The sequence below is a fragment of the Megasphaera sp. NM10 genome (genome assembly GCF_000417505.1).
Lineage (GTDB): Bacteria > Bacillota > Negativicutes > Veillonellales > Megasphaeraceae > Megasphaera > Megasphaera intestinihominis.
In genome coordinates, this window is the sequence record NZ_APHY01000013.1 from 21,227 (window position 1) to 36,018 (window position 14,792).

The window sequence follows — 14,792 nt, forward strand, 5'->3', positions numbered from 1 at the left end:
TACAACCATAAAAATGAATCAAGAAAAGCGCGAACCGTTGTTCCACCACGAGTTGCCCAGGCCGTTGTCGCAATTGGCGTAGGACAAGCCACAAATCGGCAGCCCGTTGTTGAGATTGCCGGACCGGAACAAGGCACGAAGTTTGATTGCATCACCCTAGGGGCAAAGCCCCTCTGGCCGGCTTACGCCGTCCATTCACCCCTACAGCCCGCAGCAGAAAGGCGCGAACCGTCGCGCCACCACGAGGCGCCCAGGCCGTAGGCGCAATAGGCGGAGGACAAGCCACAAAGCGGCAGCCCGTCGCCGAGACCGCCGGACCGGAACAAGGCGCGAAGATCCGTTGCTTTGTTCGTATAAACGGCGTCACATGTGAACGTGGAGGATGAAGCGCCGACACTGTCCGGATAGTAAATACCATCACTGTACTTATTCGCTTTGATGTACTGCCATGATTCTGTGCCGAGATATTTAATATCTGTGGCTTTGTAATCAGATGTGATAGCCGTCGAGTATTTCGTCGCGTTCTTACAAATATAAGGTGTCCAATAATAATTCGTTGTGTCGCCACTGTCTTGGAAGCCGTTCAGAATCGTGTCCGCAACAACCTGCCATTGCCCCCACCCGAATTCAATGCCCTGCAATTTGCACGGGTGCTTTGCATCCGTAGGGTTCAAGGACCCCGTATTTCCGAGCACGTTATCGCAGGACCCGGTCCGCCAAAAATACGTATACCCTACCGTCGCGCCTTTTTGAGCGCCGGATGCCGCGCGTACCGCAGTATTAAAAGTTTCATCAAAATAAATGGCGGTGTACTCGGTGCCGCTGATGGTAACTTTTTCCACGTTTTTGATGACGTAGCCATCTTTGCCGCTGATGCTGCTCGTCCCCTGACAAACGCCGTCGTGATTATCGCTGCCGGTCTGATTATGCAACTTCAGCACTGACCCGACCACGAAAATATCGTAGTCAGACGCTTTTGTAAGTAAGCGGTGCGTATTAGTTTCAGCCACGAGATTTTCGCATTCTGTATAGTACGAGTAGCAGCCGTTCAAGATGCCATCCAGCGTCAGCGACCCCAGGATGACGTGAGTCATAAGCTGCAAAAACGAGTTATCCGTAGAACATTCACCTGCATACCCTTTGCCATTCAATGCTGCCGACGTGTGTGCCGAGTTATGCGATACATCATGGGCCGGCACGGCGCCCGAGCAGCACGAATAGCCCCCTGCTGTATTGACACCGGCCGCATATTTGCCGTGTACGACCCACGGGCGCACCGTGCCGTCAAGCCGGACGGACTCCGGCAGAGGCTGGCAATGCGGCTTTGACGCGTCGTAGCCGATGCGATAACCTTCAGTGTATTCCTGGCTTGAATTTTCGCAGGGGTTTGTGTAGTAGTGATACCCCGTCATTTGCAAGACGCCGACATACACGTCCTTATCATAGCGCTTGAAATTGCCGGTAACACCCTCGATTGCAGTGATTTGTACATCGAGCGTGTCTTGATTGATAATCCAGTTGCAGTCGATGCAAGCAAAAAGCGGCAGCCCCGCGTAGTCATCCTGCCCGGCAACGTCCGCGGTGCTCGGCGTGCATGTCAGCTTGGTGTTATCGCCGAATTTTGTGCCGGTACTGACGCTCGATACGGCCGGATCGCTAAATTTTGTACCGCCGTCCCACGAAAAGCTGCTTTGCAGTAAGTTATAAAAATTCGTTGCGCATGCTGTAATTGCCGCCGCCGTTGGGTAGGTCACTGTGCCGTCATCGGCCGCCGTATTCACGACTTTGTGCAGTTGAAAATACAGTTTCATAGCCCGTTTGAAACCGGTTGCCGTGCCGTCGATGCAGGCGAGTACGTACGGGTCGAGTGTCTCGCTATTTGCAATGGCCTGCGACTTGGCGATGTCTTCGAGAGCTGTCTGGATGCCTTTAAGGTGTTCGTTCGTCTCTGTCTGTCCTTTGAGGGACGGCAGGACGCCCTGGGCGACTACCGTGTCTGTTGTATCGCTCATGCTGATTCCTCCTTTTATGCTGTTGCGATGATTCTGTAGCAGAGGTGGCCATCGCTGTCTACGTAGACGGAGAGGCCGCCGTTTGCTGTCGTTAATTTTTGCGCCTGCGCCAGCGTATCGGTCGCGATCTTTGATGCGCTGTTCACGGCGTCAAGCTTTGCCGACGCTGTCGACGCTGAGGATGCGGCGCTGGTGGCCGATGTACCGGCCGAGGCGCTGGCGTTGGCCGCATCGGTTGCTGACTTGCTGGCGTTTGTCTCGGACGTGGCCGCTGCTTTCTGCGAGGCGGCTGCCGCCGTCTCTGAGGCTTTGGCTGCTGTCTCGCTGGCCTTTGCCTCGTCGGCCGCGGTCCGGGGGTCGCTGTAGGCGACATAAGCTTTTTTTACAGCGTCCCAGCCGTACCAGATACCGGTGTCTGATGCGACGTAGATGGTGCCCGCATCGCCCGTCGCCGGCAGGTCGGTTTTGCTAGCGACGTAGTTTTTGTGGGCGTTTATCATATCGTAGAGCGCCTCTAAATTGTTATTGATGTAGTCAAGGACGCCGGTATTGTCCGCGTTGGCCAGGGGTGTATAGCGCCCGTACGTGCCGGCCTGCACGATATTATTGCTGGCATCTCTGAGCTCCGGCGGTTGATAGGTTTGCTTTTTCATCAGTCAGCCTCTTTCGTAGTATCCGTGTCGGTTGTTGTAGTCGTCGTGTCTGTGGTTGTTTCTGCGGCGGTCAAAGTGTTTTTCTTTTCAAGGTCCATGACGACAGCGTCGCCATAGTCGAAATCTGTGTCCGTGTCAGCGTTCAGCGTGATCATATTACCTGCATCATCGATGAACGTGTACGTCGTACGCGACGTAATCCCCTGCGGATATGTAACCTTACCATTTACCTTGAATTCTTTTTTCATGATTCATTCCTCCTAAAAATTTGTAACGTCGATAATTAAAAGATCACAATCGCCAAAATCTCCTGCTGGGTAGTGCATGTCTTCCTCATCAATGGTTCCACCTAAATCAATGCATTTGACGGTATAAACATTATCCATTTTGTACCCCCATCGGTCAAAAACCTCACCATTTGTATCTTCCTCCCATGGTGCACCGCAAACAATCGCGATAGGCACGCCATATACCTTTTTATCACCTTGCGATAAGCCCACGCAGTCAACAGGTTTCAGATATTTTAAAGCACTCGAAAAAATTTGTTCTCCAGCGTCATTATAAATTTCTAAACCACAGTTCGATGTGCCTTTATTTTCGCCAAAGATATAAACAGTACATGTAAGGGACGTTGCGGGATTACGGATTTCGCTTGACAGGGGATTTCCATCCATCAAAATATATGCATAATTAGGGTCTCTATCTACGTAAGCCCACATATTACTGCCGTTAATTTGTATTGCAATTAATTCGTTTGGTGATACCGGGACTGTATAAGATTTTCTGCCGTTGAGAGTGTATTTTCTCGAAAGTGAAAGGTTATGCCACGCACTATTTACTAACACTTTCCCATTATCATTTGTAATTTCAATAAAATTGTCCATGTTTAATATTCTCCATAAACTACTGTGGTGTTATAGTGGCTTTTTGCACTTGAATCGGTGCTGTTATCCCAGTTTATGGTGTTTCCATTTGTAATCCAGACATTCCGGCGATAAGCATTAGTACCCGGGTTCTCATATGTATAAATAAATAATCGGCACCCAGTATCAACATTGACTTTTTTGCTTCCAGCACCACTTGTTATTTTAAAAGACCCGATAATTCTCGCAGTTAATTGCTGGTTATCAAAAATCTTCACGCCACTATTGTCGTAAATCTCAAAACCAACAGGCACCTACCATACCCCCCATCTCATAACCAAAACGTTTTTATCGTTGTATACTTCCGTAACACTGTCTTTAATTACTACACGACGTCCGGAAGTTGCCGACTGAAACGTACCAATCGTCGCGGTAATTGCCGATAGCGATTCGACGTCCATTTTCTCTGCGGTCACGGCCTTAGATTGAATCATGTCCTTTGTGATGACGTTATCGCCGATTTTGGTCGTGCCATCGATGTTGATGAGACTGCCCTTGATGTAGAAGCCGGTATGGTCCTGCTGGAGGTAGCTCGTCATGTCGCCCTGCGAGATTTTCGTAGCGATGCTGTCAGCCATTTGCGCAATGGCCGAATATGTCTTCGCTTTTGTCGCATCGTTAAGGTTCGTGACGACGGATGTGACCGCCGACGACGTCTGTGTAATCTGTGACGTCAGCGATGCGTTCGTCTCGTTCTGAGCGGCATTGATTTTGTCCTGCGCCGCTTTATTCGACGACACCGTGGAGGAGATGCTGTCCGACTGCTGTTTCAGCGCTGAGATGGCCTTGTAGCCGGTTTTACTGGCATCTGTGTTGTTGAGGTTCGCGACGACGGTATTGATTCCCGAAGTGTTGGCCTCGATTTTTGTCAGCAGATTTTGGTTGGTCGTATCCTGCGCCGACTTGTTACTGTTGACGGTGACGGTAAGGCTGTCTGCCGTCTGCTGGAGCGTCGTAAAAGCGGTGTAGCCCGTTTGCCCCGGCGCTTTATTCAGGTTAGCCACGACCGTGCTGATGCCGGAGGCGTTCGTTTCGATTTTACTGAGCATCGTCGAGTTAGTGCCGTCCTGCGCCGTTTTATTGCTGGCGACGGTTGCAGAGATGCTGTCTGTCGTCGTCTTCAAGCTTGAGATGGACTTATAGCTGCTGTCGCCCGGCGATTTGTTGAGCTCATCGATGACGCCGTTGATGGCCGTTGTCGCTTCGGACCGTGCTTTATTGACGTCCTCCTGTGTGGATTGAATCAAACTCGGCAGCGTCGTCTGCGTATCCTGCACAGCCTTGTCAATGATGGCGTCGACCTTCTGCCGGGTCACTGCCTGATCGGCGAGAAGCGACGTATCGACGAGCTCTTTGACGGTGCATCGAGTGGTCGCCGAACGTTCACCTTCGCCGAAGTAATCAACATACGCGACACTAACATCATAAATACCCGCCGCGCAGGTGTAGGTCACGACGTTATTGACGGAATAGACGCAAAGGTCATTGATGTAGATGTTCATGCCAACACAATCATCCGGAAGTGCCACGGCGACGATACTCATACCACCCAGTTTATCTGTAACCGTAGGCGGAGACGGCGCTTTCGGCGCTGCCTTCGAGTAAATGACAGATGCAGCGGCGCTATACTTGCCGTCCGTGCCGCAGGCATAGACGTACACGTTACCGGTACGTTCCGTCAGTTTGACGTCGGCCTGGAGACTATTCGTGCGGAGTAAAAGCGCATCGTCTTTCGTCCCCGCGTGTAAATCCGTACGTACTTCGTAGTACGCGATATCTGCGTTCGTGACCGCGCTCCAAGAGACGGTACACCGGCTCTTGTTAAAAACAATAGACAGGTTGCTCGGTGTGTTCGGGATAGTCGTTCTTGGCGCGCAGAGCTGGTCGACGTGTGGCGCGTTGTCTGGCAGTACGTATTCTCCGAGCGCGTTGGCCGTGCAAATTGCAATACGATATGTATCACCGGATACACACTGCGGAATCATGAGTTTGTTGACGCCTTCGCCAGCGTAAATCCACGAGCTGTAATAGCCGAGCTCGTCGGCAGATACGCCGTCTTTGATAGTAAGATTTTCAATCGGTGCATGATTTGGCTTGTAATAAACACGCCCGGAAAGGCCACTCGGCCCCCAGGTTACGCGCAGATCATAGCAATCTGTCCCGTCGAGGAGTTTCCGGTATACAGGATTTACAACGATTTCCGTCGGCGTCGTCGCCGATTGAACGGCACCAGGAGCGACAGTAATCATCGTCCCCGACGACTTCTGGAACTGGTTGACTGTAAAGACTTTAACGTAGTACGTCGTATCGACGTTGACTTCAACTTCAAAGTACTTGCTGATGGCCGTCCCGAGAGATACAAAGTTCTTGTTGTCCGTCGAAACAAATACGGAGAAGTACTGATATACCCGGTCCGCAGGATATTGCCAGGAAAGATACATCTTCGAGTGTACCTGACCGGCGCTGTCCTTCCAGAGCGACTGCCGACCTACGAGATTGGTTACGTTCTGGACAGTGCTGACGTCGGATTCGCTGTTGTTCGGTGTCGGGATTGTATAGTTTTCAAGGAAGCAGTTTTCGTTATACTCAAGCGCTTCGATTTCGCGGACAAGGTCTTCGGTACGGCTGATAGACCGCACGACGAATTTCTTCGTTCCTTTGCTGACTTCGGCAATATCAAAGATGTCACCCGCAGCGGGAGCTGTCGCCGGCGTACTGGCAAGAACAACTGTCGTTGTCGAGTCGCCGACCGCAATCGACTTACAGCCGACTTCATAGCGCGTATCATCGGCAGAGGACCGATAGGCAAACGTATAGGTCTTCGTACTGTCATAGGACTTCATGACCTCGTTGACGACGACCGTTGTGCCGTTTACGGAGGCGATACGGCCGCTGGTCTGCCACATCGGCACATCGTGCGCGACGTAGATGACGTCCCCGACTGTACAGGCTATGGCGTCAATAGACGCCTGGAAAGAGACGGTCCGGACCATGTAGGCGTTACAGTAGAGCTGGAATTTCGCTTCCCGGTACGCCTGTTCGTAATCAGTAATGCCGTCATACGTCAGCTGACTTGTGGTATCATATTCGTCGGTATCAAATGTGGGTCCAAAGACTTTGACTGTATCCCGTTCGTAGTCTTTCTGGGCATTTGTGAAGGTCAGCTCAACGGCATTGGCACGGTCTGACGTCTGGAGGAATGTTTCCGAGAAAGTGCCGGAGATGATATTCCCCATACCAAACATTTGGACCGCTTCCTTTGGCCCATCCCAGACGCAACCGTATTTTGTGCCGAAAAGCTCGACAATGCCGCGGCCGACCGGGGCGATGTAACGGTTTACGACGTCCAGCATTTCACCAGACGTGTTGATTTCGATATTGATTTTGAGGTTGAACTGGTCGCAGTATGCAGCCCATTCCGAAAACTGGTTGTACATCATCAACGACGCGTCGGCGCCGTGGTGGACGAAGACGGTGCTGCCGTTACGGGCGTCGGTAATCTTGTTGGCCCGATGTACCATATCATAAGCCGCCCAGGCAGGATTCGTCGCCGCCTTTTCTTCATAGGCGTTGGTATTCGGGTTCCAGACGTAGACAGTCGAACGCTGTTTCATGAATTTCAGGGTTGGCGACCCAGACAGCTGGTCCGTCGCCATCGCCCGGATGCCGATAAGAGCCATACCGGGATAACTAAAATCGTCGTAAACGATGCCGCTGACACCAGTCCACCAGATGCGGGTACAGGCACGAGTCGAGGTGGTCGGATAGCCGCGGGAAACGACTTTAACGCGGACGTAGTACTGACCCGCTTCAAGATTATCGACACGGTACTGTTTCCGGATAGCCGAAGACTTACTGCCGGTAATCTTCGCATTTGTCGCAAGCTCTTTCCAATCTCCGGTACCTTCTTTGGCATACTGCGCCTCAATAGTGACATACGTTTCGTCGAGACCGCCTTTATCGTTCGCGTAGTACAAGCCGTTCGAGCACTCCACGTAGATGATGAGGCCCTGGGTCGCAGATCCCGTGACAAGGTCGGTACGCCATTCATTGTCGAGGATTTCGTAACTAAGCGTCTTCGTGCTGATGGTGTCATTAAAGTTCGGGATGATGTCCTGGACGTTGAGGCCTTCTCGCGTATCCAGTTTGACGTCCTTATAGTTTTCAATCGGGTTGTCATTCAGCTGCACGTCATAGATTTTCAAAGGGCCGTAGCCGGCGCAGACGAGCCAATTGAGATACTGCTTATCCGAGTCGCTGTTAATGTACTTCCCGATGGTCTGACCGCCGCTGCGGACCGTGCCATAGGTAATTGGAATCGGGTTGTTCTGGCCGTTCGTGGTCGTAATCCCTGTCCAAGAGTAGGTCGGGTTTTCAGACGTATCCTTAAAGCCGCTGGTGTTCGCGGTACCGAACGCACGCTGAATAAGCGAACCGCCGATAAACATGACGGCTGCAGCGGCGAGATACCCGCCAATCGCGGCAAAACCCGTAGCACTTGCCAGGGCGGCACCGCTGAAACTACCGGCGGCAACAAGACCACCGACGCTCATGGCGGTAACGGACAGAGCGACGGTCGCGATGATCAGCAGCGGATTCTTGCCATGCCCTTTACCGACGACCGGCGAAAAGACGATAAAGTCTTTATCCTGTACCGCCTGGGTGCCGTTGATGGTGTAACTGTTGCGGGAAATCACCATATCCGGCAGCGTCAGGTCCTTTGTACACTGCTGCACATAGTAGCTGACATCTTTCCCTTTTACGTAAGGCAGCGTGCGTACTTCTCTGTTCTTTTGTGGTTCAAATGGGTTTTTTACGAAAACGACGGTAATCATTTCTTGCCCCCTACGTACTCATAAAAGCCTTCAATAACGCCACGCCAGGCAGGTGAGTCGATGCGGCTGATACAGACGCCTATTTTGGCCCGTGTGTGGATGAATTTGCCGTTTCCAAGGTACACGCCCGTATGATTCACAATGCCGGGAGGCGTACCCATGCGTAGCGCCACTAAGCACGGGACCGGAAGCGGCGCTGTTACCCGTCTCCAGGCAGAAGAACCGGCTTCCCGCTGCACGATACGGTTTATCTTATCTTCGTCATCCCAGTCGGCCGTAAACTCCGGAAGTTCGATGCCAAAGCGCCGATACACTTCCATGACAAGGCCGTAACAGTCAAAACCGACATTACGGTCGCGGCCGTGGTTAATGAAAGGGATGCCGATAAGGTCTTCGTAGTCAATCATACGTAAATACCTCCCTGGTCAACACCCGGGAAACCGCCGAAGCGCTTACTGCATCCGCGAGCGCGGCAGTCTGAGAGTGTCCGGTTGCATGATGTATACGCGGTACCGGTGTAGCCGCACTCAGGCCCTGCGAACTCTTTGTAGCGGCAGCTGTTCTTGACGTACTTCCCTTCCGGACGGCGGGAATGCGGATTGTAGGACGTGCCGACCGTTGCCGTTACCCAATGTTCCGTTACCGTGAGCTTCGTGATGCGGTAATGCTCTTCGACTTCCGCTGTCGTTTCCGTCAGGGCCTTCGTGTTGACGATGTAAAAGACGACTTCCCCGTTATTGGCCCCGTTTGACGCTTCGACATAGTATGTCAGCGCCTGGCTGGTGTTGTCGATACGGATTTCAAATGACGGGATGCTTCCGCTCTTATCCTCAGAGACTTTCCCAAGTTCAAAAGGAAACGCCTGCCAGGTGTGGCCGTTCCAGCTGATATCCTCAGTGTTCCGGCACACCCGGATAGGATCTACATCCTTCATTGGAAGGTTCAGCTCTAAGAGAAGGACAAAAACGCCATCTGTGTCGAGCTTATTCTTTTCTGACTTTGCAATCGCCGATAATGACAGCATCCTATCACCCCTAATCTTCCCGAATCGTTACACTGCCGCTCATCATGTTCACGGCAACCGTTTCAAACGCCTCTTTTTCAACGAAGCGGCAGGTATACGTCTTCTCATCAATCGGGGATTTGAAAATAAAAGGTTTCGCCGAAAAATAGGTCTTATTCTGCAAAAAGTCCATCAGCGTGTTGTACTCTTTGTAAGGAAGACTATCCCACTTTAGCACCCACGTTTTCCGTGACTTCGTAAATTTCCGTCTGGCCTGCGTCGTACCGTCTTCAAAGGTAGAGCGGAGGGACGTATCCTCTACGTCCTCCGTCGTACCGTAAGCCGGTGCTGTAATGCTTGGCCAGGTAAGCGTATCTGCCATTTATCCCAGCGCTCCTTTCAGCATCGTACGACTTCCCATATAGTCCGTGGCGACGGCTTCCAGCATCGTCGTGACGATGAGCTTTTTGCCGTCAATCTGCGCGTTTGCCTGCGTCGACTTCACCGGCTGGCCGGACTGATTGACGATACGGACTTCGACGTTTTCGATGCCGCTGCCGGTCGACTCATTATTATTGCCGAGAATTTCCGCCGTTTCGCGGGCGTTATGAACGTAACCATTGCCGCTCATTTCGACGAGCTCCTTGCCCTCTTCGCCAGCAATAAAGTACCCCGGCGAAACGACGCCGCCGCTGGCAAAGCCCGTAAGCGAGTGATGATACGAATAAGCGCTGGCAAGGCCGGTGCCGCCGACGTTCAGCGAGCCAAGAAGACTGCCTGTGGTGCCGCTAATGAGGTCCGTCGACATCGCACCGGTACCAAAGCCGAAGGCTTTCATGACCGTGTTCATGATGAGGCCCTGCATGATGATCTTCATCATCGTGTTCAAGATGGTGTTGGCCACCGAGACGTACATGTCGCGCATCCGTTCCGCGAAAGATTCGTTTTTCGTCAACATATTATCGAACGTACCTTCGATAGTATCCGTAATCGAGCTCCAGCCACTGGCCATGGCCGAGCCGATATCCTGCGTGTACTCCTTCATGCTCTGACCGAGCTTGACGAGACCGCCGCCCCAATCAGTTTTCGCTTCTAGGTCACGCAGCTCTTTGATGTTGTTGGCCAGCTCCTGTTCCAGCTTAATGCGCTGCTCGTTGGTAAGCTTTGCTTCCTGGAGCTGCTTTTGCTGGTACTCGACAAAGCTTTCAAGCTCTGCCTGCTGATCTTTATTGATGTTGACGGTAAATTCGTCCTGCAAGTACTCAAGGCCCTTGTAGTGCGTCAGACGTTCGTCGTGTTCCGTCTTCATCAAATCCCGCAAGCTGGCCAGTTCTTCGAGCTTTGCCTTCTGCATCATGACCGACGTGTACTGACTAGCGAGCGACCGGGAGCCGGTCTGCTTATAGATATCCGTTTCCTTATCGGACAGTTCGTCATAGCTCTTTAAATACTTCCGCTTAATTGCCCAGGCGCGGTCATCCCCATCATCGGCAATTCCCGCTTCATCGGCGGTAATGCCCATTTCCCACTGGACTTTCGCGTATCTGTCCGCTTCATCCTTACGGATTTTCGCGATTTTCAGTTTTTGGTACTCGCTGAGCTTTTTGTAAGCATCCGGCAGGAACGGCGACTTATAAATCGTACTGCCGACCGATGCCGTCGACGTCGGTGCAAGGTTTGTTCCGTCGCCGCCGATGGAATCATAAATCGCACGTACGCCGGCTACATATTCATCTGTGCCTTCGCCGTAGTGCTTAACGGTAGCCCAAATATCACCATTATTTTCACGGAGTTTACCCATGAACATGTCAATCGCGGCGATGGTGTTCTGCCGAACACTGCTGGCATAGTCATCGGGGATTGCGTGACGTTCGCCGTCTTCCCCGAGATAATCCTGGCCCGGGATAATCTGGAAAGGACCAGCGGCACCAGACGACGGATTATAGTTGTTCGAACCGATGGTGGCGACGTTATGTTGGTCGCCGGACTCATAGGTACCAAGAGCGAGAAGAAGTTTCAGGTACGGAAAATTCATTTCCTGCGCGACTTCTTCGATGGTTTGAATGACATCGGTCTGTGGGATAGTAACCGAATCCTGTGTGATAGTTGGCTGTACCGGCGCGGCCGGCTGTGCCGTCTGCTGCGGCGCAAAGCCGCCGGGAATTGCGCCCCCGTGGTCGCTGAAATGGACGTTATAGGAGCCGTAATACTCGCCGTTCGGCCCGTATTGCGTTTCATATTCGTCGAGCGGTACCAAGCCGATTTGACGGCCGTACGCTTCGAGTTGGTGGCGCAAGTCCGGATTATTTTCAAGATTGTCATCCGAAAGGTCAAAAGCTTGGCCGCTGTCGTGCCACGAATTACCGTTGCCGTAGCGGTGCATACTAGTGACCGTCGGCTGTTCACCGGTCAGTTCATAATACTTTTCTGCAAGCAGGTGGAGCTTTTGTGCTGTCAGCGTCGTAATCGCATCATCACCGGAAAGAAGTTGTTCTTTCCAGTTCTTTTCGATGCTAAAGGTACCGTCCGTCGTCGTGGCAGCCCCTGCTTTTGGCGTAAAGGTTTTCAGCGTGACGATAGAGGATGCGAGTTCTTTATTCGTCTGCTGAATTTCACGGTGAAGCTTTTCAAACTCGACTTCGGCCTGAGTACCCGTCATTTCGAGCATCTTTTCGTTCAGGTTCGAGATGATGTTTTCGACGCGCTCGTTGGCCTGGGCAATCTTCCGGGAGTTTTCCTGGATGATCTGCGCGTATTCCTTATTGGCGTTCGCCTGGTCACGCGCCGCCTGGGCGGCCTCACGCTGAGCTTTCGCCGCATCCTGCGTCGCCTTCGTCGCTCCGCTGGCTGCAGAACCACCACCGCCTCCGACACCACCTTCACCGCCACCTGCGTATTTCCCGGTAACACCAGCGAAGAGGTCCGGCCGCTTCTTCTGGAGATTGGCCATGATCTGCTGCTGTTTTTCCATGTCGGCGGCCATCTTGGCTTCTTCTTCTTCCCGCTGCTGCTGTTCGAGCTCCTTCTGGTGCTCTTCATTCATCTTGCGGACTTCTTCAACATCGTTCGGGTCTTCTTCGCCCCAATCGGCGCCGACACCGGTCCAGTCCATAACGGTCGGGGCACCGGAGTCGCGGCGCGTGACTTTACCGTTGCGGTCAACAACCCAGGTAGCACCCTTATACCAATAGCTGTGGTTTTCTTCCCAGTCACGTTCTGCACTGGCGTACTCATACAGCTTGTATAAGGCCATCCCGATAGCGGCGGCAACGCCGAGCCAGCCGCCAACAAGGCCCCAGGCAAGGCTTGTCAGGTTCTTAATAGCGGAGCCTGCAACGGCGCCCATACGGACGACTTTTTCACCGCTGGCCGCGGCGGCGGCACCAGTGGCTGCTGTTGCGACGTTGGTTTCTACCGTACGGGCTCTCAATGCAGTCTGCGCTTCACTGGCCATAGCTGCGCCTTCGACGCCCTGGGTGCCAGCGGTAAGGCTCGTTTCACCCTGGAGTTCATTGGCAAGCGTTGTCGAGACAATTTGTTCGGCAAGGTCCGCTTCCCCGGCTCGCACGAGGTCGATGGCGGCGTTAGCTCTCGCGGCCATAATTTCGGCAGCGGAACCCTGACCTTCGAGGGCAGTCGTCGTTTCAAGGATTTGTGCGGCGAGGTCCATTTCACCGGCCTGCATCGCGGCCAGGGCACCTTCAAACGATGTCCGGGCAATCGTCATCGCAGAGGCGCGTTCTGCTTCCAGCGCGATATTCTGACGAATCTGGTTGCCGAGGGCAGCCTCAAGCTCTACCTGACGAGCGATAGCGGCAGTTTCCGCGTTATTCGACACACCTGCCGACGCGCTGGCCAGAGCAGACATACTGCTCTGCGCTTTCGAGAGAGCCGCTCTGCGCTGTGCCGCCGTCTGTGCTTCGATAGCTTCGTTTTCAGCAACGATCTGCGTCCGGGCCGCTTCGGCCGCTCTGCCGAGAGTCGTCTGGGCGGTTGCAGCGCCGGTAATCGCATTCCGGAAATCGGTAATGTAGTAGCTAAGCTTGCGCCCGACCCAGAGCGTCAAAAGCGTTTCCGTAAGTGCTGCCGTATGCTGCGCCGCGACTTCAATGAGTGACACCGCCGCAGACAGTGCCGGCGAAAGAATAGTCGAGATGTCACGACCGACCTCAACGATACCGCTGCCGAAGTGTTCCACGACAATCGTGGCGTTCTGAAGCGCTTCAATGGCGTCGCCATTGATACCGACGACTTCCCCTTTACCGACATCGACGCGGACAAGCTTATCGGCGATAGTGCTCAGTTCCTGCGTGGCGCTTTCGAGCGCCGGCGTCAGCGCGGTGCCAGTGATACGGGAAATGGCTTCTTTAAAGTGATTCCAGCGGCCTTCCAGTGTATCAAGATAGTGGCCGTTCGCTTCAATTTCGCCGCGAAGACGTTCATTCAGGAAATTAAAAAGTCCGTCAGCAGAAGACTTAGCTTGATTGATGTCTTCGCTAGTAAGACCTAACTGCTGGCCTAAGATAGTACGCTCAACGTTCTTACCGTTGATGACGTCACGGATATCGCGCGAGAGGTTATCTCCGCTGATACCCATAGCTTTACCGGCTGTCGTCAAAGCGCCGGCCAATTTTAGCGTCTGCTCGATAGTCATGTTGGCGTTTAACGCCGACGGGAGCATCGCACGGAAGACTTCACTGATTTCCTTCGTGCTGGCCCCTGTGACTAAGGCCTGGTCCGACAATTCCTGCATGAGGGCACGAGACATCGTGAGCGCCTGATTCCACTCGATGTTTTTCCCGTTAATCTGAGCCATGGACATCAGGGTACCCGACATGCTGATAGCCCCGGTCTGCATCGTCGTGTAAAACTCGACGGCCGAGTCGACAGCGGAGTGCATCGCGTCAGCGATACCGTTAACGCCGGCGATGGCCGACGCATACGCGGCGGTATTCCGGATAACACTTTGCATCGACAACATGCTGTTGCCGAACGCTTCTACCTGTTTCCGGGTTGTTTCCGCTTCACGGGCGACGTTTTGAAACGCGGTCGTAGCGTCGTCTTTCCCTACAATTCTGATTTGTACATCAGTGTTCGCCATTTCTCATCATCTCCCTCATGCGGTTTAACTCAAAGCGTTCCAGCTTCTGGATCTTCACAAAATCTCCTGGCGATGGGTCGATATCAAGCATATCTGCCGCCACTTTCACAGCACTGTAATCGAGGCCCATCGGCATCGGTACACTGCCGCCCATGCCGCCTACGCTGCCGTAGCGCCACTGTGTGTAGACATGAGCCCATAACGTATAAGCGACGACGTTGAGAGGCGACAGCTCGGGCATCCGATAGTCGCACGACTCGCAGTC

The 14,792-nt window shown here is 53.1% G+C and carries 11 protein-coding genes; all 11 read right to left on the bottom strand.

The features are described 5' to 3' along the window. Positions 1–182 precede the first annotated feature (182 nt). Positions 183–2,012 (bottom strand): hypothetical protein, encoded by a 1,830-nt coding sequence (locus NM10_RS03050; protein WP_020310140.1) that lies wholly within the window; start codon positions 2,010–2,012, stop codon positions 183–185. Positions 2,013–2,026: 14 nt separating this feature from the next. Next, entirely contained in the window at positions 2,027–2,665 is a 639-nt protein-coding gene (locus NM10_RS03055; RefSeq protein WP_020310141.1) for a hypothetical protein, read from the bottom strand. Continuing rightward, positions 2,665–2,913 carry a hypothetical protein gene (locus NM10_RS03060; RefSeq protein ID WP_020310142.1) on the bottom strand — a complete coding sequence of 83 codons (249 nt, stop codon included), beginning with the start codon at positions 2,911–2,913 and terminating at the stop codon, positions 2,665–2,667. The genes NM10_RS03055 and NM10_RS03060 overlap by 1 nt, the downstream gene beginning before the upstream one ends. Before the next feature lie 12 nt (positions 2,914–2,925). After that, positions 2,926–3,549, bottom strand: a complete 624-nt coding sequence (locus NM10_RS03065) for a hypothetical protein (protein WP_020310143.1) — start codon at positions 3,547–3,549, stop codon at positions 2,926–2,928. 2 nt (positions 3,550–3,551) lie between these two features. Then, positions 3,552–3,842, bottom strand: a complete 291-nt coding sequence (locus NM10_RS03070; protein WP_036200561.1) for a hypothetical protein — start codon at positions 3,840–3,842, stop codon at positions 3,552–3,554. Continuing rightward, positions 3,843–8,324, bottom strand: a complete 4,482-nt coding sequence (locus tag NM10_RS12950; RefSeq protein WP_192813538.1) for a host specificity factor TipJ family phage tail protein — start codon at positions 8,322–8,324, stop codon at positions 3,843–3,845. Between the two features lie 95 nt (positions 8,325–8,419). Further along, positions 8,420–8,830, bottom strand: a complete 411-nt coding sequence (locus NM10_RS03080) for a C40 family peptidase (protein ID WP_020310145.1) — start codon at positions 8,828–8,830, stop codon at positions 8,420–8,422. After that, a complete protein-coding gene (locus NM10_RS03085) occupies positions 8,827–9,357 on the bottom strand; it encodes a DUF1833 family protein (protein ID WP_239639575.1) in 531 nt (176 codons plus the stop codon). Before NM10_RS03085 ends, NM10_RS03080 begins: the two co-directional genes overlap by 4 nt. Positions 9,358–9,457: 100 nt before the next feature. Beyond that, positions 9,458–9,808 carry a hypothetical protein gene (locus NM10_RS03090; protein ID WP_020310147.1) on the bottom strand — a complete coding sequence of 117 codons (351 nt, stop codon included), beginning with the start codon at positions 9,806–9,808 and terminating at the stop codon, positions 9,458–9,460. Continuing rightward, complete coding sequence (locus NM10_RS03095; protein WP_020310148.1) at positions 9,809–14,527, bottom strand: hypothetical protein; 4,719 nt, start codon at positions 14,525–14,527, stop codon at positions 9,809–9,811. Then, positions 14,514–14,768: a DUF1799 domain-containing protein gene (locus tag NM10_RS03100; protein ID WP_020310149.1), complete on the bottom strand. Its 255-nt coding sequence runs from the start codon at positions 14,766–14,768 to the stop codon at positions 14,514–14,516. The genes NM10_RS03095 and NM10_RS03100 overlap by 14 nt, the downstream gene beginning before the upstream one ends. Between the last annotated feature and the right edge of the window lie 24 nt (positions 14,769–14,792).